Below are 24,286 nucleotides of genomic sequence, written 5' to 3'. Positions count from 1 at the left end.
GACGGACGCGGACGCGGAACAGGGCGGGGACGGGACCGGCTGAGCCCAGCGCGGGAGATCTCAGGCGGGGGTGCTGTCGGTGGCTCGGCTTTGGGCCAGGGCGGCGAAGGCGGTCAGGGACTCGGGGTTGACCAGGGCGCCCTTCGCCGCGGCCTGGTCGACCGGGGTGCCGGTGAGGATCTTCTTGACCGGCACCTCCAGCTTCTTCGCCGAGAGGGTGCGGGGCACCGAACGCACCTGGTGGATCTCGTCGGGCACGTGTCGGGGTGAGAGCGCCGTGCGCAGTTCACGGCAGATCTTCGCGCGCATCGGGTCGTCCAGCTCCAGACCCTCGGCCAGCACCACGAAGAGCAGCAGCTCACCGGCACCGCCCTCGTCGTCCTCCAGGTGCACGACGACCGAGTCGAGCACCTCGTCGAGCCCTTCCACGACCGAGTAGAACTCGGCGGTGCCGAGGCGCACCCCACCGCGGTTGAGGGTGGCGTCGGAGCGGCCGGTGATCACGCAACCACCCCGCTCGTTGATGGTGATCCAGTCGCCGTGCCGCCACACGCCCGGGTAGACGTCGAAGTACGCCTCCGCGTAACGGGTGCCGTCCGGGTCGTTCCAGAAGCCCACCGGCATGCTCGGCATCGGTTCGGTGATCACCAGCTCGCCGAGCTCGCCGATGACCGGCGTGCCGTCGGCGGAACGGGCCTCCACCTTGGCGCCCAACGCGCGGCAGGCGATCTCACCGGCGTACACCGGCAGCAGCGGCACCCCGCCGACGAAACCGGTGCACACGTCGGTGCCACCGGAGAGCGACTGGAGCTGGACGTGGTCGCCGACGGTCTCGTACACCCAGCGGAAGCCCTCGGCGGGCAGCGGCGCACCGGTGGAACCCACGCCGCGCAGCGCCGACAGGTCGGCGACCTCCCGGGGGACCAACCCGGCCTTTCGGCAGGCCAGCAGGTACGGCGCGGAGGTGCCGAAGTACGTGGTGCCGGTCTCCGCCGCCAGCCGCCACAGGCCGCCGAGGTCGGGCTCGGCCGGCCGACCCGGCTCCGCCCGGACCCCCGGGTTGCCGTCGAAGAGCACGATGGCCGCCCCCACCGCCGGGCCGGAGACCAGGAAGTTCCACATCATCCAGCCGGTGGTGGTGAACCAGAAGAACCGGTCGGCCGGGCCCAGATCGTGGTGCAGGGCGAGCATCTTCAAGTGCTCCAGCAGGATGCCGCCGTGGCCGTGCACGATCGGCTTCGGCAGCCCGGTGGTGCCCGAGGAGTACAGCACGTAGAGCGGGTGGTCGAACGGCACCGGCGTGAACGTCAACGGCTCGTCGGTGGGTGTGGCCAGCTCGGCCCAGCCCAGCGCGCCCTCGGGCGCGGGGCCCGTCGGGTCGAGGTAGCCGATGCTGACGGTGTGCCGCAGCGACGGCAGGGCGGCTCGGATCGCGGCGACCTCGGCACGCCGGTCCACCGGCTTGTCGCCGTACCGGTAGCCGTCCACGGCGACCAGGACGGTCGGTTCGATCTGCTGCCAACGGTCGGTGACGCTGCGGGTGCCGAACTCCGGCGCGCAGGACGAGAAGATCGCGCCCAGGCTGGCGGTGGCCAGCAGCAGGACGTACGTCTCGGTGATGTTCGGGGCGTACGCCGCCACCCGGTCACCGGCGGTGACGCCCAGCCGGCGCAGCCCGGCCGACACCCGGCGGACCTGCTCGCGCAGCTCACCGGCGGTCAACGTGACCGGCGCTCGGGTCTGCCCGTGGGAGATCACCACCGGGTCGTCGTCGGCCCGCCCCGGCATCCGCAGCACGTTCTCCGCGTAGTTGAGCGTGGCGTCGGGGAACCAACGGGCGCCGGGCATCCCCCGCTCGGCCAGGGTGGCGGTCGGCGGGGTGTGCGCGATCACCTCGAAGTGGTCCCAGATCGAGCGCCAGAACCCGTCCAGATCGGTGGTGGACCAGCGCCACAGCGCGTCGTAGTCGGCGAAGTCCAACCCGCGGTGCTCCCGCAGCCAGCGCAGGTAGGCACCGATCCGGGACCGCTCACGTACGTCCGCCGGCGGCGTCCACAGCATGTCACCCACTGCTCCACCCTCCCCCTGGCCCGACACGACACTGTGACTGGGCCGTGGCGCCATCTTGCCCTACCTCGAAGCGCCATTCTGCGCACCGGGTAGGCCAACCGACGCGTGCCCGTCCCACACTCCAACCTGCCACCTCATGTGGGTCAGCCGGCGCGGTGGGCCTGGATGGCGCGGCGGCGGGCCAGCCGGTGCGCACGGCGGATCTCCGCCTCCTTGTACCGGCGCTCGTCCTCCGCCGTCTCCGGCAGCACCGGGCGGACCGCCCGCGGCGCCCCACCCACGTCCACGCCGACGAACACCAGGTACGCGGTGGCCACCCGGACCGGCGCGTCCTCGGCCGAGTCCCACCGTTCGGCGACCACCCGCACGCCCACCTCCATGGAGGTCTGGCCGGTCCAGTTCACCTGGGCGTGCGCGTGCACCAGATCGCCGACCCGGACCGCCTCAGAGAAGACGATCTCGTCGATCGCCGCGGTCACCGCGGTCCCCCCGCTGTGTCGGGCGGCAGCCGCCCCGGCCACGTCGTCGACGAACTTCATCAGAACCCCGCCGTGCACGGTGCCGTAGAGGTTGACGTCCACCGCGGTCATGATCTTGCTGAGAGTGACGCGCGAGTACGACGTCGGCTTGCCGGTTGGAGCGGCGGAGAGGTGCTCAGTCATGTCGAAAACGGTACGGTGCGCGGATGCGACATCTCTGGAGCTTCCTCGCCGGGCTGGTGGTGGCGCCCATCACCTGGGTGCTGGTCACACTGGGGCAGGACGGGTCGAGCCGGACGGTCGACCGTTGGGTGGAGATCGGCACGTTCAACACCGCCAACCTGATCGAGCCGGCCGTGTACCTCGGTGTCGGCGGTGTCCTGCTGGGCCTGCTCGGCACGCTGCGCTTCTCGCCGCTGGGCCCGATGGTGGCCGGTGCGCTGCTGGTCACCCCGTACATCGGGATGTTCGTGGCGCCCTTCTCGGTGCGGGACGCGATCCCGCACGAGTGGAAGGTGTTCGGCGATCCTCTGCCGCTGCGACTGCCCGTGGAGAACGGCACGCTCTTCCTGCTCGGCCTGCTGCTGCTGATGGCGACCTTCAGCCAACAGCGTTGGCGGCAGTGGCCGAGCCCGGCGACCGAACCGGCCACTGCACCCACCCCCGCACCGGACGGAGGCCCCCGCAAGGACGACTTCACGTTGACCGACTGGCCGGCCCCCGCGCCCGCGGAGCGCGACACCGCGCCCCTCACTCTGGGTTACCCGGCCGACCCGACAGCGACCGATCCGCTGCCCCGACGGGTGGGCGGCGAATCACCCTGGTCCGCCCCACCGCGCGGCCAACCGCGCCCCGAGGACACCACCGAGATCCGCTGATCGTCGGGGCGGGCCGGTGGACCGGCCCGCCCCTTTCGTCCCTTTCGAGCTAGTGCAGCGCGACCGCCAGATCCGGGTCGACAGTGCCGAGGCTGGCGCGGGGCACCACGAGGAGCATGACGATCAGCGCGGCGGCCATGCCGCCCGCGATGACGATCGCCATCGGTACGCTCCCGGTGCCGAACAGACCGGCCAGTGGCGCCGACACCGCGCCGATGCCGAACTGCACCGCGCCGAGCAGCGCCGCGGCGGTGCCAGCGGCCTCACTGTGCCGGCTCATGGCCAGCGCCGGCGCGTTCGGAAGGGCGAGGCCGGCGGCGGCCAGGACCAGCCACAGTGACGCGAGCAGGGTGGCCAGGCCACCGAAGCCGGTCACCGCGAACATGACCAGCAGCAGGCCGGCGGCCGTGCCGGCGATCAGGGCGGCGACCAGGATCTGCTGCGGGGTGTAGCGGCGCAGCAGCCGCACGTTGAACTGGGTGGCCCCGATCAGGCCCACCGCGCCGGCACCGAAGGCGATGCCGAACTGCTGCTCGTCGAGGCCGTACTCCTGCTGGAGCACGAACGACGAACCCGAGACGTACGCGAACAGTGCCGCCATCGCCAGCCCGGCGACCAGCACCAGGCCGACGAACGCCCGGTCGTTGACCAATCCCCGGTAGTCGCGCAGGGTGGCGCGCACCCCGCCGTGCCGCCGACGCGTCACCGGAAGGGTCTCCGGGAGCCGGAGAGCGGCCACGACGATCAGCAGCGCGCCCAGCACCGCCAGGGCCGCGAAGACGCCCCGCCAGTCGGTCCAGCTCAGCAGGCCGCTGCCCAAGGTCGGCGCGAGGATGGGCGCCAGGCCCATGACGAGCATCAGCCGGGAGAAGATCCGGGCGAAGGAGGCCCCGCTGAAAAGGTCGCGGACCACGGCCGTCGCGACCACCGTGGCGGCGGCGACGCCGAGACCCTGGAGTACGCGCAGGCCGCCGAGCACCGCGATGTTTGGTGCGAAGACGCACAGGACGGAGGCCACGATGTGCGTGGCCAGCCCAGCCAGCAGCGGCACCCGCCGTCCGACCACGTCGGAGAGCGGCCCGATCAGCAACTGGCCCAACGCGAGGCCGACCAGCGTGCCGGTCAGTGTCAACTGCACCGCGGTCTCGGTGGTCTGCAGTCCCGCCGTGATGGCTGGTAGAGCGGGCAGGTACATGTCGATGGTCAACGGCCCGATCGCGATCAACGCGCCCAGCACGAGGACGAGTTGCGCCCGCTGACGGTTGGTCATCAGGTCGCCGGGCAGCACCTCTCGCGCGACGGTGGAATCGCGTTCGGTCTTCTCCACCAACTGCTTCATCATCTCGATCTCTCTGCGGAAGCTGATGCGTCGTCACCAGCGGCGGCGCGGGGCGTCACCGGGACCGCGCGGAGGCGGCACGGTGTGCGGTGCTCGGCGGTGGGCTGCGTGGTCGTGACGAGGCAGGGGTCGCGGCGGGGACGGCCGGGTCGGCGATGATCCAAGGGTGATTCTGTCGGTCGGCAACACCTCGGCGAGGGGTGACGTTCCCGGTGTGTGGGGAGTCACCCCACCCCGCCCACCCGAGGCCAATGTGAGCAGGGTCACAGCGGGATCAGAACCGGGGTCGGGGTACGCGTCGTCTTGCCTGGTGTGAAACGAAGTCTGGACGGGCTCGACGAGGGTGAACTCCTTCGCCGCGTCGCTCGGGGCGACCGGCGCGCGTTCGACGCGCTGTACCGGCGTACCGCCCCGTGGTTGACCGCGCGACTGCGCCGGCGCTGCGCCGACGAGGACGTGGTGGCCGAGGTGTTGCAGGAGACGTACCTGGCGGTGTGGCGGTCCGCCGGCAGTCAGGCGCAGTCGCCAGGGGCCTCCGGCAGCGCGGTGGGCTGGCTGTGGACGATCGCCGCGCACCGGTTGATCGACGCGTTCCGCCACCGGGCCCGGCGCGAGCGGATCCCGGCGGTGCAGACCTTCGAAACGGTGGCCCCGGCCGCCGAGGAGGAGGCGCTGGCCGGCGGGATGGACGCCAACCTCGAAAGGGCCCTGCACGCGCTGCCGGCGGAACTGCGCCAGGTGCTGCGCGCGATGGTCCTCGACGGGTTGACCGCCCGGGAGACGTCGCTGCTGCTCGGCATGCCGGAGGGAACCGTGAAAACCCGGGCCCGGCGGGCCCGAATCGCACTCCGGGAGGCGCTGTCATGACCACTCACCCGACGTCCACCCTCATCTCCCAGTACGCCTCCGGTGGCGCCGGCGTCGACGACGCGACCATCTGGGCGGTCGAGGCGCACCTGGAGACCTGCGCCGCCTGCCGAGCGGTGCTGACGGACGCCGTCGACCCGGGCACCCGGGACCTGCTGGACCGGGTGGCCGACGGAATCGCCACCGGAATCGCCACCGGCCCGGGTCCGGTACGCCGTCACCGGCTGCTGCGCACCGGGGTCGCCGCCCGGGTGCTGCCCTGGTTCGTCACCGCCACCGGGCTGATGCTGGCCGCGGCCCTGTTCGAGTGGACGTTCGACAGCCTGCCGTCGCTGGTGCTGCTGATCGCGCCGGTGGCGCCGCTGCTGCCGGTGGCGGCGGTCTGGAGCCGACGCTTGGACCCGGCCTGGGAACTGACGGCCACCATGCCCCGTACCGGCTTGCCGCTGCTGATGCGCCGCACGTTGGGGGTGCTGTCGGCGGTCCTACCGGTGCTGGCCGTGGCGGGCTGGTTCACCGGGCACTCCCCCGGGCTCTGGTTGCTGCCCGTCCTGGGGTTCACCGCCGGCGCGTTGGCGCTGGGCCCGGTGGTGGGGGTCGAGCGCGCCGCACTCGCGTTGACCGTCGCCTGGTCCGCCGGTGTGGTCGTACCGAGCCTCGCCGACGGCCAACTCCCGGCGATCCTCACCGGCAGCAGCCTGCCGGGGTGGGCGCTCGCCACAGTGGCGTTGACGGCCGTCGTCCTTGGTCAGGCCCGGCGACGGCCGCACGAACCGCACCAGAACCTGCTGCACCGATGACGACGTCGAGTCAGGCCCGAATGGAGAGATCATGATGCGTACGGTCAGCGTGGCGGAGACCGCTCCATCCACCTACCCGTGGGCGGTGCACGCCGAGAAGTTACAGGTCCGGGCCGGCCGACACCTCGCGGTCAACGAGCTCGACCTGAGGTTGGGCACCGGTGTGCACGGGCTGCTCGGCCCGAACGGCGCCGGGAAGACGACGTTGATGCGGGCCCTGGCGACGGTGTTGAAGCCGGCCGGGGGGCGACTGACCCTGCTCGGTGGCGAGGTGACCGGGAGGGCCGACCTCCGCCAGGTACGCCGCGGCCTGGGCTACCTGCCGCAGCATTTCGGCTTCTACCCGCGCTTCACCGTCCGGGAGTTCGTCGAGTACATCGCCTGGCTCAAGGAGATGCCGAAGGCCGTCATCCCTGGCGCGGTGCAGCGGGCCGTCGAGCGGGTGGGCCTGGCGGACCGTGCCGATTCCCGGATGAAGACGCTGTCCGGCGGGATGCTGCGCCGCGCCGGCATCGCCCAGGCGATCGTCAACGATCCGGCGGTGCTGCTGCTCGACGAGCCGACGGTCGGCCTGGACCCCGAGCAGCGCCTCGACTTCCGCGAACTGCTGCGGGAGATCGGCCTGGACAGCTGCGTACTCGTCTCCACCCACCTGGTCGAGGACGTCGCGGTGGCCTGCACCGACGTGGTGCTGGTCAGCGAGGGTCGGCTGGTGTGGCAGGGCAGCGCCGGCGAACTGGCCCAGCAGGGCGGCACCGACGACGCCGGTGACAGCGCCACCGAACGCGGTTACTCGTCGCTGCTGCGCGCCCACCGTGGCCGGGTGTCGGCATGACCGGGCGAATCCTCCGCATCGAGCTGCGCCGTTCGGCTGCGCTGAGCATCGGCCTGCTGTCGTTGGTGATCGGCGCGGTGCTGCTGCTCACGGCCACCCAGTCCTTCGTCGGGCGGTGGATGCAACTGGCGATCTTCTCGCGGTCGATGCTCATGGTGTCGCTGCCCTTCGCGCTGGCCGGCGGAGCGTGGCTGGGTCAGCGCGACGCGCGTTACCGGGTCAACGAGTTGTTCGCCAGCACCCTCCGGCCGCGCTGGCAGCGCGTCGTCCCGACCGCCAGCGCGCTGGCCGTCGCGGTCGCGACCGCGTACGTCCTGGTGTTCCTCATCGCGGCCGGATGGGTGGTGCCGACGGCGGGATACTTCCCGGCCAGCGCCATCGTCGTCGCCGCGGTGGGCGTCCCGGCGCTGGTCGCCGCCGGTTGGCTCGGCATGGCCGCCGGCCGCGCCGTGCCCCGGGTGGTCACCGCACCCATCCTCGCCGTGGTCGGCTTCTTCCTGGTCGGGTTGGTTCCGGATTTCGTCACGATGGCCCACATCGACGCGAGTCTCACCAGAGTCGGGCGGGAGCCGTCGGCGCTGCTGCTCGTACCGACCTTCAACGGCCTGGACGACTTCCAGACGATCGCGACCCGGGTCAGTCTGCTCCAGACGCTGTGGCTGGTGTCCCTCGCCGCGACCGGGCTGCTGCTGCTCGGCGCGGTCCGCCGCCGCGCCATCGCGTTCGCCGTGCTTCCGGCGGTGCTCGGCGGCGCGGTCGCCGTACCGCTCCTGCCCGTCGGCGGAACCCGCGGAGCGGCGGTCGTCGACCCGGTCGCCATCGAGCTGGTCTGCGACGACGACGGCCCGCAGGTCTGCGTGGCACGGGCGCACGCCACGTTGCTGCCCGACGTCGTCGGCCCCGCCCGCCAGGCACTCGGAATGATGGCGGCGAAGCTGCCCAACGCACCCGTCCGGGCGGTGCAGTCCCGACAGATCGCCTACTGGGGACGGCTGGGCGTGAGCGCGGCACCGACCCGGCACGCCGACGACACGATCGTCTTCGACGCTCCCGCGATCGACCCCGCCGGCCGCGCCGACCTGTCCGACGGCCAGTTCCTGCCATCCCTGCTCGAGGCTGCCTGGCTGCAGGACTGCGGCGACCAGTCGGGGGGCGACGAGGAATTCCTGGCTCGGACCATCGCCACAGCCTGGCTGAGCGGTCAGCCGCCGATCCCGCAGCGCTGGTGGGAACCGGCGGACATCGAGCGGGCGCAGGGCGCCTACCAGGCGCTGGTGAGCCTGCCGCAGGCCGAGCAACGGGATCGGATGGCGGCGGCACGCGCGGCGGTGCTGGACTGTCGCAGCGACGGCTTCCTGGCGATCCTGGCGGAAAAGCCGTGAGATGGTTCCGGCTCCACCTGCGGTCGCGCCGGGTCCCCCTCGCGGTCAGCAGCGCGGCGGCGATCGTCGCGCTGGCCTGGGTGTTGTCGCTGGTCTACACGGAGTCGACCACCATCAACGCCCGGACGGCGAGTCTCACCATCATGCTGGCGGTGGTCGCGTTCGGCACCACACTCAGCGGCGCGGACGACGCCCTGGACCACACGGCGTCGGTCAACTGGCCGCTGCGACGTGCCGGACACCTGCTCCTCGCCACTGCCGCGATCACCGCCCTGCTGTCGCTCAGCACGCTCACCGACGCGCGCTACGAGCCGTTCGCCCTCGTGCTGCGCAACACCGCCGGCCTGCTCGGGCTGACCGCGCTCGGCGCCGCAGTGGTCGGTGCCGCGCTGTCCTGGATCGCCCCGCTCACCTGGACCCTCATCGCGGTTCTGCCGTTCCTGGGGCCCAGCACCGACGTGCGGGTACAGGTCGCCAGCTGGCTGACCCAGCCCGCCGGCACCACCGCCGCCACCGCCTGCGCCACCGTACTGGCGGTGACCGGTCTGCTCGCGTACGCGCTGCGTGGCGGCCCGCTGCGACCCGCCACCGAGACGGCCCCCGATCGGTGACGACACCGCCGGTGGTCCGGAACGCCGTTGTCGGCGCACCGGACCACCGGCGGCACCACGCCCTAGACGACGTCGGCCAGCAACTGTCGGGCCATCACGATCCGCTGGACCTGGTTGGTGCCCTCGTAGATCTGGGTGATCTTGGCATCCCGCATCATTCGCTCGACCGGGTAGTCCCGCGTGTAGCCGTAGCCACCGAGCAACTGCACCGCGTCGGTGGTGATCTCCATGGCGGCGTCGGAGGCGAAGCACTTCGCCGCCGCGCCGAAGTAGGTGAGATCCGCGTCGCCACGCTCCGACTTGCCAGCAGCCGCGTACGTGAGCTGCCGGGCCGCCTCGAGCTTCATGCCCATGTCGGCCAGCATGAACTGGATCCCCTGGAACTCGGCGACCGCCTTGCCGAACTGGCGACGCTCGGCCACGTACCCCTTCGCGTAGTCGAGCGCGCCCTGCGCGATCCCGACGGCCTGCGCGGCGATGGTGACCCGGGTGTGGTCCAAGGTCTTCATCGCGGTCGCGAAGCCGGTGCCCTCCGCACCGATCATCCGGTCGGCCGGGATCCGCACGTTGTCGAGGTAGACCTCGCGGGTGGGCGAGCCCTTGATGCCGAGCTTCTTCTCCGGCGCGCCGAAACTCACCCCGACATCGGACTTCTCGACCACGAAGGCCGAGATGCCCCGGGACCGGGCGGACGGGTCGGTGACGGCGAAGACGGTGTAGAACTCGGACACCCCGGCGTTGGTGATCCAGCGCTTCACACCGTTGAGCACCCAGTGATCCCCGTCACGTACGGCCCTGGTGGTCATCGAGGCCGCGTCACTGCCCGCCTCCGGTTCGGAGAGGCAGTACGAGAACATCGCGTCACCGGCCGCGACCGGCGTCAGGTAACGACTCTTGAGGTCGGCGGAACCGGACAACAGCAGCGGCATGGTGCCGAGTTTGTTCACCGCCGGGATCAGCGAGGAGGACGCGCAGGCGCGGGCCACCTCCTCGATCACGATGGCGGTGGCCAGCGCGTCCGCGCCCGCGCCGCCGTACTCCTCGGGAATGTGCGGTGCGTGGAAGTCGGCCGCGCGCAGCGCGTCGTAGGACGCCTTGGGGAACTCCCCCGTCTCGTCGGCCTCCGCGGCGTGCGGAGCCACCTTCGCGGCGCAGACCTCCCGCACGGCTTCCCGGATCGCCTGGTGCTCCTCGGGCAACCGGTAGACGTCGAACGACTCCCCTGCGGCCATCTCGGCCCTCCCCTTCACCACTATCATGCGCAGTCTGTGACGACTCCTGACCGCCGACCGCGCAGACTGAAGACTAGCGACTGCAGTTCAGGTGATGTTACCGGCGCGTAGGCATGGGCAGGACGGTGCACCTAACGCGCTCAGCGATGATGGAGATTGAGACAGTGAGCCACCTCCGGTGCCCCCGCCCAGGCGCCGCAGCAGAATGCGACGCGACGACGCGGCGCCAGCGCGAGCGGAGAAGACAGGCGTGACGATCCCCTACCCCACCATCCAGCCGACCCCCGCCATCGCCGCGGTGACCCCGCCTTCGGGCGCACCCCGGCCGCGGGTGACGTTCCTAGGGACTGGTTACCTCGGTGCGACGTACGCCATCTGCTACGCCGAACTGGGCTACGAGGTTCTCGGGTTCGACGTCGACGCCGACAAGATCGCGATGCTGAACGCCGGTCAGGTGCCGATCCACGAGCCCGGCCTGGACGAGCTGCTCCGGCGCAACCTCGCCGCCGGCCGCCTCCGGTTCAGCACCGACATCGCCGAGACCGCCGAGTTCGGTGACGTGCACTTCATCTGCGTCGGCACCCCGCAGCGGGCCGACGGCATGGGCGCCGACCTGTCGTACGTCGAGGCGTCGGTCACCCGTCTCGCGCAGCACCTGACCCGCAAGGCGTTGATCGTCGGCAAGTCCACCGTGCCGGTCGGCACCGCCGAGTGGGTCGAGCAGCTCGTCGGCAAGCACACCCCGAACGACCTGGACGTCGAGGTGGCGTGGAGCCCCGAGTTCCTCCAGGAGGGCTTCGCCGTCGACGACGTCCTGCGGCCCAACCGGATCGTGGTCGGCGTCAAGAGCGAGTGGGCCAACGGCATGCTCTACGCCGCGCACAAGGGCGTGTTCGACCTGGCCGCCACGGAGGACCGCGAGGTGCCCCTGGTGGTCACCGACTTCTCCACCGCCGAGCTGGTCAAGGTCGCCGCGAACGCCTTCCTGGCCACCAAGATCTCCTTCATCAACGCGATGGCCGAGGTCTGCGAGGCCTCCGGTGGCGACGTCACCCAACTGGCCCGCGCGATCGGCTACGACCCGCGGATCGGCAACCGGTTCCTCCAGGCCGGTCTCGGCTTCGGAGGCGCCTGCCTGCCCAAGGACATCCGGGCCTTCCAGGCCCGTGCCCAGGAGTTGGGCGCAGGCGAGGCGCTGCGCTTCCTTCACGAGGTCGACCTGATCAACCTGCGCCGTCGTACCCGGGTGCTCCAGCTCGCCGCGGACCTGCTCGGCCGCCGCTCCGGCCCGGCCGGCCCGGACTTCTCCGGCACCCGGATCGCCGTGCTCGGTGCCACCTTCAAGCCCAACACCGACGACGTCCGCGACGCCCCGGCGCTCGCCGTCGCCGCACTGCTGCACAAGGCCGGCGCCGACGTGCACGTGTACGACCCGCAGGGCACCGAGAACGCCCGCCGTGCGGTTCCCGATTTGACCTACGAGAACAGCATCAACGAGGCGGTCAACGACGCCGACCTGGTCTGCGTCCTCACCGAGTGGGCCGACTTCCGCAACGCTGATCCCGTCGCGCTCGGCGACTTGGTCAAGGGTCGCAAGGTCGTCGACGGCCGCAACTGCCTCGACCCGGCACTGTGGGCCCAGGCGGGCTGGGAGTACCGGGGCATGGGTCGCCCCTGATCCCACCGACGCACCACCGGCCGGCCATCGAGCATCTCGGTGGTCGGCCGGTGTCGTTGTTTGCCCCGGACCCGCCGACAAGAGTCGAAATCCGCGCCAGCTTTGGGCATGCTGCGACAGTGGGAGTCCACAGTGCGGGTGGAGGGGTGTCGTGGCGACCTTTCAATGCTCCTCGTGCGGCCGGGAGATCAAGCCGGCCGTCCGATGCCCGCACTGTGGGGCAGATCAACCACAGTGGGTCGAGCACCTGGCCGACATTGAGCGTTCGATCGCGGAGATGAAGGCGCGCGACGCCGCCATCGCCCGCGAGCAACGGCAGATCGCCGCCAAGATGCAGGCCGCGCTCTTCCAGCGGGACATCCTCGCCCACGCCGGCGAGGAGCGGATCAAGCAGGCCACCCGGCCGCGCCGGGTGCTGCGTCGCCGCCCCGGCCGGCGGCCACCGACGGCCACCATGGGAACGCCGCCCCGGGTGCCCCGCCAGGGCACTCCGTCCGCCCCGGAGGATCCGCCGCCGCCCCCGCCCCGGGGCGTCTGGCTGGACGTGGACGACCCGGAGCACCCGCCGGAGGCGTCCTCGCGCGAGGTGCAGAACATCCCGCTCGGGCTGGGCGCGCTGCTGCTCGGCGTGGCCGCGGTGGTCTTCGCCGCGGTGGCCACCAGCTCGATGGACGCGCTGGCCCGGCTCGGCATCCTGCTCCTGGCCACCGTGCTGATGCTGCTCGCCCCACCAGCACTGGCCCGGCGCGGGCTCACCTCGACCGCCGAGACCATCGCGGCGGTCGGCCTGCTGCTGGTGCCGCTCGCCGGCAACGCCCTCTGGGCCGTGGACCGGATCGGCGCCGGTAGCGGCTCCGGCACGGTCTTCGCCGGGGTGATCTTCGCGGTCACCGCCGCCGTCGCGTTCGGGTACGCCGGTTGGACCGGTCTGCGCGCGCCCCGCTTCGCCACCGTGCTCGCCGCGCAGCCGGTCCTGCCTCTGCTGGCGTACGACCAGATCACCGGCCCGGGCGGCTGGGCCCTGGTGCTGGCCCTCGTCGCCCTCGTCGACCTCGGCCTGGCCCGCTCCGGCGTGACCGTCGAACGCCCCGTCCGGCAGGACCTGCCATCGCCGGGCACGCCGTCCGCGCCTCGCCAACGCGACGCGGAGAGCCGACCGGAGGGCGACCCGGAGGAGGCCGCCGAGCTGATCGACGCCAGCGCCGGCGCCACTGACCCGCGGCCGACCCGGCCGGTGCCCGGCCTGCGTGAGCTGACCTGGTTGCTGCACGCCCTGGCGGTCGCCGTCTCCCTGGCGTACGCGGTCACCGCCCTGCTGCGGGCCCAGACCGTGCCGACCGCGACCGGCGCCGGGGTGGTGCTGCTGCTGGCCGCCATGATCGGGCTGGCCGGCGCGTTGGTGCTGCGTCGCCCGCCGCTGCCGGACGTCGCGGCCGGCATCGTCACCCTGGCGGTGATCGGCTCGCTCAGCCGAATCGCCTCGGTGGCACTCCCCGGTCGGGCGCTGCTGCTGATCGCGGCGGTCATCACGGTGACCGGGCTGGCGGTGCGCGCGGTCCCGGAGGCGGCCCGACGTGGCCCACAGTTGGCCTCCGCGGTGGCGCTGACAGTCAGTGGTCTGGTGGTGGCCGGCGGCGCGCTACGCGCCGGGGTGGCACCGGTCCGGGCGGCACTGCCCGCCTGGAACCCCGACCTCAGCCGGTACCCGGGCGAGTTGGCCGCCGCCGTCGGGCCGACCACCTGGCAGCTCGCGGCGGCCGCGTTCCTGCTCACCATCGCGGCGGTGCTGGCCCTGCCCACCGAGATCCGCCGGGAGTTCGCGGTCGCCGGCGCTGCGCTGACCGCGCTCGCCGTCCCGGCCTCGTTCGGTCTCGGCTGGGCGACGGCACCCTGGCCAATGGTGATCGCCGCGATCGGCATCGGGGTCATCGGGCTCTCCGCCCGCACCGGTCGAGCCGCGGTGGCCCACGCCATCGGGGCGGCCGTGGTCGGCCTGTTCGGCGCGGGTGCCAGCCTGGCCAGCCCCACCCTCACCGCCGCGGTCCTGATCACCCTGTTCGTGGCCGGCACGCTGGTCACACTGGCGCCCCGGATCCGGATCGCCTCGGCCGCCTCCGACACGGTCACCGCCTGGGCCGCCGGTGGCGCCGCGTTCGCGCTGCCCGGGGCGGTGGCGGCGTTCGTGGCCGCGACCATGCCGAAGGACCCGACCCTCACTCCGGCGAGCCTCCGCGAGGTGACCGTCCCGATCCTGGCGGCCAGCTTCCTGGCGGTCTGCGTGACCCTGGGCTACGCCGCCGTCGTGCAGGTCTCCCAGCGCCACATCCCCGCCCCGCTGTCGGTCGGCACCGGGCTGGGCGCGCTGATGGTCACCGCCGCCGCGTTCGGGGCGCCCGGCGCTACCGTCGCCGACGCCTGGGTGGGCGCGCTCCTGCTGGTCGCGGCGGTGCTGCTCTTCCTGGCCCCCTCCATCGACGCCGGCCGTCGAGCCGATCTCACCCTCGACGGCTCGGACCTGGCCGCCGCGGCGGTCACCACCGCCCTGATCGCCACGCTGGTACGGATCGGGGCGGTACTCGCCCCGGGTGGGCAGCTGGCGGTGGCCGCCGCCCTGCTCCTGGTTGTCGCCGTGGGCGCCCGCAGCATGCCGGAGGAGTGGCGACGCGGTCCGATCCTCGGCCTCACCGTCGGCGGTGCCCTGATCGGCGTCCTCGCAGGCTGGTCGGCGATCCGCGGTGGGGTCGGCGTGCTGGCCACCCCCGGCCCGATCTGGAAGGGCGACCTGAGCGGCTGGCCAGCCGCCCCCGTCGGCGGTGCCACCTGGCAGGCGCCCGTCGCGCTGGCGCTGCTGGCACTCGCCGCCGGCATCCTGCTCCCGCCGCCGTGGCGCTGGGACGTGTCCGGCGTGGCGGTGGTGCTCGCCACGATCGGCGCGCCGGCCGCATTCGATCTGGCCTGGTGGTCACCGGTCCTGGTCGGCGGAATGGTCGCCACCGTGTTCGGCATGGCCGCGGTGGCCACGGAGGAGGCGCGCGCCGGGCTGTCCCGGGCCACCGTGGCCGGGGTCGTCGCGCTGCATGCCGCGGGAGCCGGACTGGTCCGCCCGTGGACCACGGCCCTGGCGCTGGGCAGCATCGCCCTGATCGGCGTGGTGGTGGCCACGCTGGCCCGCGTCCTCGCCGGTCCACAGGTCGCCGACATCGAAACCGAGGGGATGCCGCCGCACCTGGCGCAGATCGGCGGCGCGGCGATCGGTGCCGCCCTGCTGGCCCTCCCCGGTGCGGTGGCGGCACTGTCCGCCGAGTTCGAACACTCGGCGCAGGTGGTGCTGACCGCCGCGCTGGCCGCGACCAGCCTCGGTCTGGCCGCCGTGGCCGCGGTCCGCCGGCTGGTGCCGCAATATCTGCCCTGGGTCAGCGTGGCGGTGGTCGGCGGGGCCACCATCAGCGCCCTTGCCGCCATCCCCACCGGCCTCGCCGCCGGCGTCTACGCGGCCGCCGCCGCCCTGCTCGGCGTACTGGCCGAGCTGATCCGCGCGGCCACCGTGCCGCCCACCGGCGCGGCCCAGCCGGTCCGGCGCTGGGCGGTACGACTCGACGGCGCCCTACGGCGGTTGCCGGACGACCCGGAGCGCCGACGGTGGCGGGTCAACCCGGCCGCGGGCGCGCTGGGCGCGGCGGCGCTGCCGACCGCCCTGGCGCTCGCCTCGATCGCACCCGCGCTGGTCACCGCCCTGGTCGAGCCGCACCGCACACTGACCCGGATCTGGCAGGGCCCGCCGCCGGAGCTGCTCACCCCGCCGTCGGACGTGGTCAACCCGACCCACGTGCTGACGGCGTTGCTGCTCACCGCTACCGCCGCGCTGGCCGCCACCGGGTTCAGCGGTGGGCGACGGTCCCGGGCCGTGCCGGTGGTGCTGCCCGGGGCGGCCGTCACGCTGCTGATCGCACCCATCGCGCTGGGCCAGGGCTGGCCCGCCAGCACCGTTGCCGCACTCTCCGTCTTCACCATCGCGATGCTCGGTCTCGCACTGACCCCACCGCCGCCGCTGGTCGAGCGGGCCCGCTCACTGCGGCTGGCCCGGGTGCTGGTGTTCGCCATCGGTCTGGCCGGTGGCAGCGCCGGGCTCGCCGGCAGCCTGGCCGACCGGCAGATGACCCTGTTCACCCTCGGCAGCGCGGTCGGGGTGGGCGCGGTGGCGGCGCTGTTCGGCACCACCCAGCGGGCGCGCATCCTCGGCTGGCTCTTCGCCTCACTCATGGCGCAGCTCTTCGTGCTCACCGCCGGCCTGGTCGCCGGGCTGGCCGCGGTCTGGTCCGCGTTCGGGGTGCTCGCCGTCGGCGCGGTCCTGCAGGTGCTCGCCGCGACCCTGCCCCGGCTGCGTCGCCCCGAGGCGCAGCGTGAGGCCTCCACTGTGGAGTGGACCGGGTACGCTGCCGCGCTGATCGCGTTGGCCCTCGCCTTCGACTCGCCCCGCCACATCGCCGCCCTGCTGGCTGCCTGGGGCGCTGTCCTCGGGGTGGCGGCGACCCGACCCGGTCGCCGGCCGGTGGAACGCCGGATCCTGTTCTGGGCCGTGGTGGTGTGTGAGATCACCGCGTGGTGGATCCTGATGCGAGTCGCCGACGTGGCGTTGCCCGAGGCGTACACGCTGCCGTTCGCCGTGTTGGCCCTCCTCGTCGGAGTCCTGGAGCTGCGCCACCGACCCGACATGAGCAGCTGGGTGGCGTACGGGCCGGCGCTGGTCGCGGCCTTCGTGCCGACGCTGGCCATCGTGCTGGCCACCGAGTCCAGCACGCTGCGGCAGATGCTGCTGCTGCTCGGCGCGGTAGCAGTGCTGATCTTCGGCTCGTCCAGCCAGCAGCAGGCCCCGGTGATCGTCGGCGCGTCGGTCACCGCGATCACGGCGATCCACGCCCTGTTCAGCCTGGGCCCTTGGCTGGCGCTGATCCCGGTGGGCATCCTGCTGCTGGTGCTCGGCGCGAGCAACGAGCGCCGCCGCCGCGCCCAGGAACGCCTACAGACCGCCCTGCGCGGCATGAGATGAATCGGAGGGTCACGGCGGTCTGAATGAGTGGGCGCGGTGAGTGGTCCGGGCTCGCGTCACCCGCGTCCCTCTCGCGCGATCTTGCACTTTCTGTTGCGACACTAGGGGCAAAAGCCGCGAAGCATCGACCGAAAGTGCAAGATCGCGGATGCGATGGGGTGCGCGGGAAGGCTACCGCAGGGTGGCTTGGAGGGCGGCTTCCTTGGTTGCCACCAGCTTCTCCAGGTCCTGCTGGTAGGTCGTCATCTTGGCGCGCAGGGCCTCGTCGCCGGCACCGAGGATCCGTACGGCGAGCAGGCCGGCGTTGCGGGCGTTGCCGATCGACACGGTGGCGACCGGGATCCCGGCCGGCATCTGCACGATGGACAGCAGCGAGTCCATGCCGTCGAGGTGCTTCAGCGGCACGGGCACACCGATCACCGGCAGCGGCGTCACCGACGCGACCATGCCAGGCAGCGCGGCGGCACCCCCGGCCCCCGCGATGATCACCTTGAGGCCCCGGTGGGCGGCGTCGCGCCCGTACTCGATCATCGCGACCGGAGTCCGGTGCGCCGAGATCACCCGGACCTCGTACGCCACACCGAAGTCGTCGAGCACCTCGGCCGCGGCCCGCATGGTCGGCCAGTCCGAGTCGCTGCCCATGATCAAGCCAACCGTGCTCACTGCGGCCCTCTCCTCGTTCCCGAAACCGTGACTCACTCGTGGCCCTCGCGCAGCCAGCGCGCGGCCCGCGCGGCCCGCGCCCGCAGGTCGTCCAGATCGTCACCGAGCACCGTGACGTGCCCGATCTTGCGGCCGGGTCGCACCTGCTTGCCGTACAGGTGCACCTTGGCACCCGGCTCGGCGGCGAAGAGGTGGTGCAACCGCTCGTCGATCGACATTCCGCCCGGCTCACCGCCGAGCACGTTCGCCGACACGACCACGGGGGCGGTCAGCGCGGTGTCACCCATCGGGTAGTCCAGCACGGCCCGCAGGTGCTGTTCGAACTGCGAGGTCCGGGCACCCTCGATAGTCCAGTGCCCGGAGTTGTGCGGACGCATCGCCAGCTCGTTGACCACGATCGCGGGCCGGCCGGCGTCGTCGCGCACCTCGAACAACTCCACGGCCAGCAGGCCGATCACACCGAGCGCGGTGGCCAGGTCGATGGCGAGCTGCTGAGCGGCGACCGCCAACTCCTCGTCCAGGCCGGGCGCCGGAGCCAGAACCTCCACGTTGATGCCGTCGCGCTGCACGGTCTCGACCACCGGGTACGCGGCCACCTGACCGAACGGCGAACGGGCCACCTGCACGGCCAACTCCCGCCGCAGCGGCACCCGCTCCTCGACGATCAGCCGGGTGCCGCCGGCGAGCAGTGTGGTCGCCAACTCGGTGGCCTGGGCGGCGTCGTCGACCATCCAGACGCCCCGACCGTCGTACCCACCGCGGGCCGCCTTGAGCACCACCGGCCAGCCGACCTGCTCGCCGAAGCCGACGAGGTCGGCGGGCTCCCCGACCGGCCGCCAGGCCGGGTTGGGCGCACCCAGCTCGGTCAGGCGTTCCCGCATGACCTGCTTGTCCTGGGCGTGTAGCAGCGCGTCCGCCGGAGGGTAGAGGGGCACCCCTTCGGCCGCCAGCGTGCGGATGTGCTCGGAGGGCACGTGCTCGTGGTCGAAGGTGACGACGTCACAGCCCTTGGCGAAGGTGCGCAGCGCGGCCAGGTCGGTGTGGTCGCCGTACTGGACGTCGGCGGCGACCAGCGCCGCGCCGTCGTCGGGGGCGGTCGCGAGCACACGCAGTGACTGGCCGAGGGCGATCGCGGCCTGGTGGGTCATCCGGGCCAACTGGCCGCCACCCACCATGCCGACAACTGGCAGACCGGTACGGGAATCCATAGCGCGGCCAGCCTATCCGGGCCGCCGACGGGCCCACCGGGAGGGCCGGCGACCCGCATCGGTTGCGCTGACGGGACCACCCGGCGGGCGACGCGGGCGACTACCGGGCGTGGCCGTGCGCTCAGCCCAGCTCGGCGACCAGCTCCTCGACCGAGGTGACCGGCCGCTGGCAGACGAAACCCCGGCAGACGTACGCGGCGGACAACCCCTCGACCAGCGGACGGTCGGCGAGCAGCGGCACACCCGGCTGGTCCGGACGCCCCGCGACGACCACAGCTCCGGGCGGCGCGTGCCGACGGGCGGCGGCCACCAGGGGGTCGCCGGCCGGGTCGTCGGTGACCACGGCGATCTCGTAAGGCCCGGAGAGCAACGCCTCCCCGACCATGGCCGCGTACCCGGTGAACCGGGGGTGCTTGCCGACGATCGGCGCGACGGTGCCGAGGGCCGCTTCGGCGGCCTCCCGGTAGCGCGTCTCCCCGGTCAGCGCCGAGTACGCCACCAGCCCGGCGATCAACGCCGATCGGCCGGACGGGGTGGCGTTGTCGGTCGGGTCGGCCGGCCGGGCGACGAGCCGCTCGGCGTCGTCGGCGGTGTCGTAGAAGGCGCCACCGGGCGCGGCGAAGTGCGCCAGTGCGGTGTCCAGCAGCTCGCCGGCCAGGGTCAGCCAGCGGCCCTCGCCGGTGAGCTGGTGCAGCGCGCAGAAGGCCTCGGCGACACAGCCGTAGTCCTCCAGGACACCAGCCGGCTCGCCGACCTTGCCGTCCCGGGAGACCCGGCGCAGCCGGCCGTCCACCAGGTGCACGGTGGCCAGGTGCTCGGCGGCCTGGTGCATCGCCCCGTCGGCGACGATGGCGACGCCGTCCATCAGGTTGGCGTCCTCGTCCTGCGGGGACACGTACACGGCGGCGACCTGCTGGAACTCGGCGATGGCGGTGATCGCCAGACCGTTCCAGGCGGCCACCACCTTGTCGTCGAGGGCCGGCTGGGGGCGGGTGTCCCGGGCGGCGAGCAGCCGCCCGACCACCTGCTGCCAGCGGGCACGCACCTCGGGCGCGGCGTCGTCCACGTCCCGGGCGAGCTTGAGCACGCTCATGCCGTGCTCAAAGGTGCCCTCGTCCGTGACGGTGAACAGGTCGGCGACGAACCGGCCGTCCTCCTCGCCCAACGCCTCCACGAGTTGGGCGGGCGTCCAGGCGTAGGTGAGCCCCTCGACGCCCTCGGTGTCGGCGTCCAGCGCGGACGCGAACCCCTGCCCCGGCCGGTGCAGCTCGTCGGCGAGGAACCGGGCGGTGTCCCGGGCCACCCGGCGGGCCAGCGGGTCACCGGTGAGTCGCCACAGCTGGGTGTAGACCCGCAGCAGCAGCGCGTTGTCGTAGAGCATCTTCTCGAAGTGCGGCACCGTCCAGTGCGCGTCCACCGAGTACCGGGCGAAGCCGCCCGCGAGCTGGTCGTAGATGCCGCCCCGGGCCATCGCCTCGGCCGTGTGCCGGGTGATCTCCAGGCTGCCAGGGTCGCCGGTGCGCTGGTGGTGGCGCAGCAGGAAGAGCAGGTTCATGTGCGGCGGAAACTTCGGGGCGCCGCCGAACCCGCCGTTCGTGGCGTCGTACTCGCTGGCCAGCTTTGCGGCCGCCGCGTCGAGCAGCGGGGCATCCAGCGGCGCGGTGGGGCCGCCCACGGCCTGCGCGCCGCCGATCGCCTCGACCACGGCGGCGCCCTGGCCCAGCACCGCCTCGCGCTGCTCCCGCCAGGCGGTGGCGACCGACTGGAGCAACTGGACGAAGTTGGGTCGCGGGAAGTAGGTGCCGCAGAAGAACGGGGTGCCGTCCGGGGTGGCGAAGACGGTCATCGGCCAACCGCCCTGGCCGGTCATCGCCTGGGTCGCGGTCATGTAGACCGCGTCCACGTCCGGGCGCTCCTCACGATCCACCTTGATCGACACGAAGTTGTCGTTCATCAGGGCGCCGACCTGCTCGTTCTCGAACGACTCGTGCGCCATGACGTGGCACCAGTGGCAGGCCGCGTAGCCCACCGAGATGAGCACCGGTACGTCCCGCCGCTTCGCCTCGGCGAACGCCTCGTCCGACCAGGGCCACCAGTCGACCGGGTTGTCGGCGTGCTGGAGCAGGTACGGACTGGTGGCGTCGGCGAGTCGGTTCACCTGACGACCATAGCCAGCCCCGCTGCGACAGGCACGACAAGTTACCCAGGAAGCGCGAGCGGCCCAGGGCTTTCGCCTCGCATCAGCATTCCGGCCAACCGATCGCGGGTCTTACCTGCCAACCGGCTTAGTGCGTCGTGGACTTCGACCTGCTCGTCCAGCAGCGCGAGAGCACCGGCGATCTCTTGCTGATGATGGTTGGGCGGAAGCACAACCGGCAGGCCGGCGAGCACTACGGTGCTGATCGAAGGCACAGCCGTACCCCGGGCTCGCCGCCGCACCCACTCCTGCGCCTCCGGCAGCGCCAAATAGTAGGCGAGGTACCGCGACACCACCTGGTACGGGCGCACTCTCATCAGACCAGTCGAGAAGAGCCACCCGTCGCAGGTCGCCGGGATCCAAGCGAGTCGACCGACTGTGCCGGTTCGGGTAACAAGGATGTCGTCCACGACGACGGTGTAGGGCGCGAGAGTGGCAGCCACGTCGGCACGGACACGGCTGACGGCGTCCGTCTGGACTCGCCCGTCCCGAACGTCCTTGGGCGCAATCATGCCCACGCCGTCTGCGCTCCGGTCATGTGGCCGCACTGCCGCCCCGGAAGGCCCAGACCGAATGTCGGCGACATCTCCGAGACGCGACTGCGCCCACCCTTCAGGCACGACACCGAGCAAGCTCATCGTCCGCCGAACCCCCGAAGCATCTCGCGGACGTCGGCGTCGATCTCGGCCGCAGAACCTGTCAACCGAACCAACTCTTCCGCGAGCATCGAAAAGTCCGTGCCGGAGTCGCTATCCACTGCGGACGACTCGGGCTGCACGTAACTTTGCGGATACAGTGAATAACCTTGCTCGGCAATGGCAGCTGCCGTGGCAGTGGCGCTGAAGCCTTCGCGCGGAACGAACTTCCGGTCGGCCCGGTGGGCCAACCGCCATCGCCGATACTCCTGTGAGACTCTCTGGATATCCTGCGGTGTCAGCTCTCGGCGCGTCCGCGTGGACATGCCTCCCAACTGCTGCGCATCGATGAAAAGCACCTCCTCGCTCCGTCCGGAGGGCGGCTGAACCAGCCACAGCGTTACCCCGATCGAAGTTCCTTGGAAGAGTTGCATCGGCAGGGCCACCACGGCGGCAAGCGCTCCGTCCTCGACAAGGGCTCGCCGGATGTCCTGCTCTCGGGAGCTCAGGGAGAAAGCCGCACCGTTGGGCATGACCACACATCCCCGCCCCTGCCCGTCAAGCGATTCGACGACGACTTGCAACCAGTTGAATTCCATTCGGCGGGAGGGCCCATACCGGCGGTTAACCCCCTCGGGCTCCCGCAGCGATCCGAACGGCGGATTCGATACAACCACGTCGAATCGCTCCTCGACTGGTGCGGCCGGCGAAGCCAGCTCCAACCTCGACACCAGGGCACTGGCACCGTGCATGGCGAGGTTCATCGTGGCCAGTTCCACGAGAATCGGCTCGGGGTGCGAACCGCGTACGACGATCTGGGCCGAATCGTCGCCAACAGCCGCGCGGTCGAGTTCGAGGAGAAGTTCACCGGTCCGGCAGAACGGATCCAGACAGCGTGAACCGGCGGCAATCGGGCCGACCAGCTCCGTAATCAGCCGGGCGACTGATCGAGGCGTGAAGAACTGATAACTCATATCGTCGCCGAGCCGCTCGAGCACATGATCGAAACCGGCGATGAGATCAGATGACTCGGCAGTTACCCCATCCAGGAGGTTGATTGCACGGCTCACAGCATGTCGGACGGCCGGCTGCACGTCTGCCAACCGTTCAGAAACCCTCGCGGACTCCGCTAGACCGGCGTCGACGCACGCGTCGGCGAGTCGATTGCTCAGCAGACCCGGCCGGTCGACTGCGGCGGCGAGATGACGCCACGCCTCCAGCGAGAATCGGCGCAGGAACACGAGCGCCAGGACCACCTGCCAATACACACCATCGTGGGTCGCCGCTCGGGGCAGTTCCGCCGCGAGGCCGCCGAGCTCCCGCACCAGTCGACGACCTCGTTCGGGTGCCGACTCTTGCCTCTGCGCCTTGAGTCGTACACCCGGTTCTACACGACTGCCGTACGTGGTTCCCGGCAGTTCGTCATCGCGAAGCGCCCGTACCGGAATTGGACGTCGAGAGAGCCAGGCAGCGACCTCGTCGCGTTGGAACAGCTGGCCCTGAGCCGTCTCGACCGGCCTCGGGAAGTCGGCGTACCGACGCTGCCAGTTCGTCACGGCCGGACGCTCCACGCCCGCCAGACGTGCGATGTCAGATCGAGAAACGAGACCTGCTTCGGCGATGTCCATGCGAGCCTCAAAGGTCCGGCCGCGCTACGCGCGAATGGGCGTCTCGGCGGCGCGCAAGGATCGTCTCGACTCGGTCCAGTCCTCGGATCTCCTTTGCCAGTACCGGATCCATCGCGCTCAAGAGGTAATAGAGCTTGCGACGGTCGGCGGCCAGGTCACGATGGTGGATCGGCTCGTAGTGCATGATCCTGTTTCGGAGTAACCGCATCGTCTCGAACGCGGTGTGCAGTTCGTCCCGTCGGCCGGAGTGATGCGGGAAGGCCAGGTGCAGCGTCGGAACCCAGAGCAAGCGGTCGTAGGAGGAACCACGGCGATTGCTGAGCAGGGACACCCAGAACCCGAAACTCAGCTCGGCGACAACGTCGTCCGCCGATGGCGGCGTCAGCCCTCTGCGGCGGCACTTGAGCGTGGCCTCGGTCACCAGCCGAATGCCATGATCGGTCAGGGGTACCGACGCGGACGCCCACCAGTCCGGTCGACCGAATCGCCGGCAGAGCTGGTCATGCAAAGCATTCCTAAGTGCGATTTCGAGGCAGTGCAACGGCCCGTAGAAGGCAGCCGACACCTCGATGTTCCACCAATAGAGCTCCACCGCTTTGTCTGCGACCTGCCCGCTCTCCGTCAGGTACGGGTTCAGCCGCGGGACGGAGAACGCCCGGCGGATCCAGTCCGGCAGGTCGTCGGCGCTCATGCTCATTCACTCCGTCCGAACACGGTTACCTGCGAGGGGTGGCGTG

Annotated in this window: 18 protein-coding genes; 8 read left to right on the top strand and 10 right to left on the bottom strand. The window is 71.7% G+C overall.

Annotation, left to right across the window (positions count from 1 at the left end; genetic code table 11):
• Positions 1-60: 60 nt before the first annotated feature.
• Together DLJ58_RS09035 and DLJ58_RS09030 are read right to left on the bottom strand one after the other, a co-directional pair.
• A complete protein-coding gene (locus DLJ58_RS09035) occupies positions 61-2,070 on the bottom strand; it encodes an acetoacetate--CoA ligase (protein ID WP_124854747.1) in 2,010 nt (669 codons plus the stop codon).
• Between the two features lie 143 nt (positions 2,071-2,213).
• The gene (locus DLJ58_RS09030; protein ID WP_091394150.1) at positions 2,214-2,732 is read right to left on the bottom strand and encodes an acyl-CoA thioesterase; all 519 of its coding nucleotides are present in this window, start codon (positions 2,730-2,732) and stop codon (positions 2,214-2,216) included.
• Positions 2,733-2,755: 23 nt separating this feature from the next.
• On the opposite strand from DLJ58_RS09030, the gene DLJ58_RS09025 reads away from it, so the two are divergent.
• Positions 2,756-3,427, top strand: coding sequence for a hypothetical protein (locus DLJ58_RS09025; protein ID WP_124854745.1), 672 nt, complete (start codon positions 2,756-2,758; stop codon positions 3,425-3,427).
• A gap of 49 nt (positions 3,428-3,476) precedes the next feature.
• On the opposite strand, the gene DLJ58_RS09020 is transcribed toward DLJ58_RS09025, so the two are convergent.
• On the bottom strand, positions 3,477-4,769 hold the full coding sequence (locus DLJ58_RS09020) for a multidrug effflux MFS transporter (RefSeq protein WP_244218851.1): 1,293 nt from the start codon (positions 4,767-4,769) through the stop codon (positions 3,477-3,479).
• 309 nt (positions 4,770-5,078) lie between these two features.
• Between DLJ58_RS09020 and DLJ58_RS09015 the strand changes: the two genes are divergently transcribed.
• From DLJ58_RS09015 to DLJ58_RS08995, 5 genes are read left to right on the top strand one after another with little or no spacing between them, the layout of a single operon-like run.
• On the top strand, positions 5,079-5,633 hold the full coding sequence (locus DLJ58_RS09015; protein WP_208740950.1) for an RNA polymerase sigma factor: 555 nt from the start codon (positions 5,079-5,081) through the stop codon (positions 5,631-5,633).
• Positions 5,630-6,433 carry a zf-HC2 domain-containing protein gene (locus DLJ58_RS09010; RefSeq protein ID WP_208740948.1) on the top strand — a complete coding sequence of 268 codons (804 nt, stop codon included), beginning with the start codon at positions 5,630-5,632 and terminating at the stop codon, positions 6,431-6,433. The genes DLJ58_RS09015 and DLJ58_RS09010 overlap by 4 nt, the downstream gene beginning before the upstream one ends.
• Before the next feature lie 34 nt (positions 6,434-6,467).
• The gene (locus tag DLJ58_RS09005) at positions 6,468-7,268 is read left to right on the top strand and encodes an ABC transporter ATP-binding protein (RefSeq protein ID WP_124854765.1); all 801 of its coding nucleotides are present in this window, start codon (positions 6,468-6,470) and stop codon (positions 7,266-7,268) included.
• Positions 7,265-8,650 carry a hypothetical protein gene (locus DLJ58_RS09000; protein ID WP_124854743.1) on the top strand — a complete coding sequence of 462 codons (1,386 nt, stop codon included), beginning with the start codon at positions 7,265-7,267 and terminating at the stop codon, positions 8,648-8,650. The genes DLJ58_RS09005 and DLJ58_RS09000 overlap by 4 nt, the downstream gene beginning before the upstream one ends.
• Complete coding sequence (locus tag DLJ58_RS08995; RefSeq protein ID WP_124854741.1) at positions 8,647-9,261, top strand: hypothetical protein; 615 nt, start codon at positions 8,647-8,649, stop codon at positions 9,259-9,261. The genes DLJ58_RS09000 and DLJ58_RS08995 overlap by 4 nt, the downstream gene beginning before the upstream one ends.
• A 62-nt stretch (positions 9,262-9,323) precedes the next feature.
• Here DLJ58_RS08995 and DLJ58_RS08990 read toward each other — a convergent pair whose 3' ends face one another.
• Entirely contained in the window at positions 9,324-10,493 is a 1,170-nt protein-coding gene (locus tag DLJ58_RS08990; RefSeq protein ID WP_124854739.1) for an acyl-CoA dehydrogenase family protein, read from the bottom strand.
• A 250-nt stretch (positions 10,494-10,743) separates the two neighbouring features.
• Here DLJ58_RS08990 and DLJ58_RS08985 point away from each other — a divergent pair, with 250 nt between their 5' ends.
• On the top strand, positions 10,744-12,171 hold the full coding sequence (locus DLJ58_RS08985) for a UDP-glucose dehydrogenase family protein (RefSeq protein ID WP_124854737.1): 1,428 nt from the start codon (positions 10,744-10,746) through the stop codon (positions 12,169-12,171).
• Positions 12,172-12,322: 151 nt separating this feature from the next.
• Entirely contained in the window at positions 12,323-17,218 is a 4,896-nt protein-coding gene (locus tag DLJ58_RS08980) for an SCO7613 C-terminal domain-containing membrane protein (RefSeq protein WP_124854735.1), read from the top strand.
• Positions 17,219-17,389: 171 nt separating this feature from the next.
• Here DLJ58_RS08980 and purE read toward each other — a convergent pair whose 3' ends face one another.
• The 6 genes from purE to DLJ58_RS08950 all read right to left on the bottom strand — a co-directional run bounded on the left by purE (position 17,390) and on the right by DLJ58_RS08950 (position 24,240).
• The gene (purE, locus tag DLJ58_RS08975; RefSeq protein WP_124854733.1) at positions 17,390-17,881 is read right to left on the bottom strand and encodes a 5-(carboxyamino)imidazole ribonucleotide mutase; all 492 of its coding nucleotides are present in this window, start codon (positions 17,879-17,881) and stop codon (positions 17,390-17,392) included.
• A gap of 32 nt (positions 17,882-17,913) precedes the next feature.
• Positions 17,914-19,089 (bottom strand): 5-(carboxyamino)imidazole ribonucleotide synthase, encoded by a 1,176-nt coding sequence (locus DLJ58_RS08970; RefSeq protein ID WP_091394173.1) that lies wholly within the window; start codon positions 19,087-19,089, stop codon positions 17,914-17,916.
• Between the two features lie 121 nt (positions 19,090-19,210).
• Complete coding sequence (locus DLJ58_RS08965) at positions 19,211-21,247, bottom strand: thioredoxin domain-containing protein (protein WP_124854731.1); 2,037 nt, start codon at positions 21,245-21,247, stop codon at positions 19,211-19,213.
• Between the two features lie 41 nt (positions 21,248-21,288).
• The gene (locus DLJ58_RS08960; RefSeq protein WP_124854730.1) at positions 21,289-21,924 is read right to left on the bottom strand and encodes a restriction endonuclease subunit S; all 636 of its coding nucleotides are present in this window, start codon (positions 21,922-21,924) and stop codon (positions 21,289-21,291) included.
• Positions 21,921-23,549: an N-6 DNA methylase gene (locus tag DLJ58_RS08955; RefSeq protein WP_124854729.1), complete on the bottom strand. Its 1,629-nt coding sequence runs from the start codon at positions 23,547-23,549 to the stop codon at positions 21,921-21,923. The genes DLJ58_RS08960 and DLJ58_RS08955 overlap by 4 nt, the downstream gene beginning before the upstream one ends.
• Positions 23,550-23,556: 7 nt before the next feature.
• Positions 23,557-24,240, bottom strand: a complete 684-nt coding sequence (locus DLJ58_RS08950) for a hypothetical protein (protein ID WP_124854728.1) — start codon at positions 24,238-24,240, stop codon at positions 23,557-23,559.
• Positions 24,241-24,286 lie beyond the last annotated feature (46 nt).

Origin of the sequence: Micromonospora arida (genome assembly GCF_003857035.1) — a bacterium.
GTDB classification, from domain to species: domain Bacteria; phylum Actinomycetota; class Actinomycetes; order Mycobacteriales; family Micromonosporaceae; genus Micromonospora; species Micromonospora arida.
The sequence above is the reverse complement of the archived record's forward strand: the minus strand, read 5'-3'. Positions and strand labels throughout refer to the sequence as shown.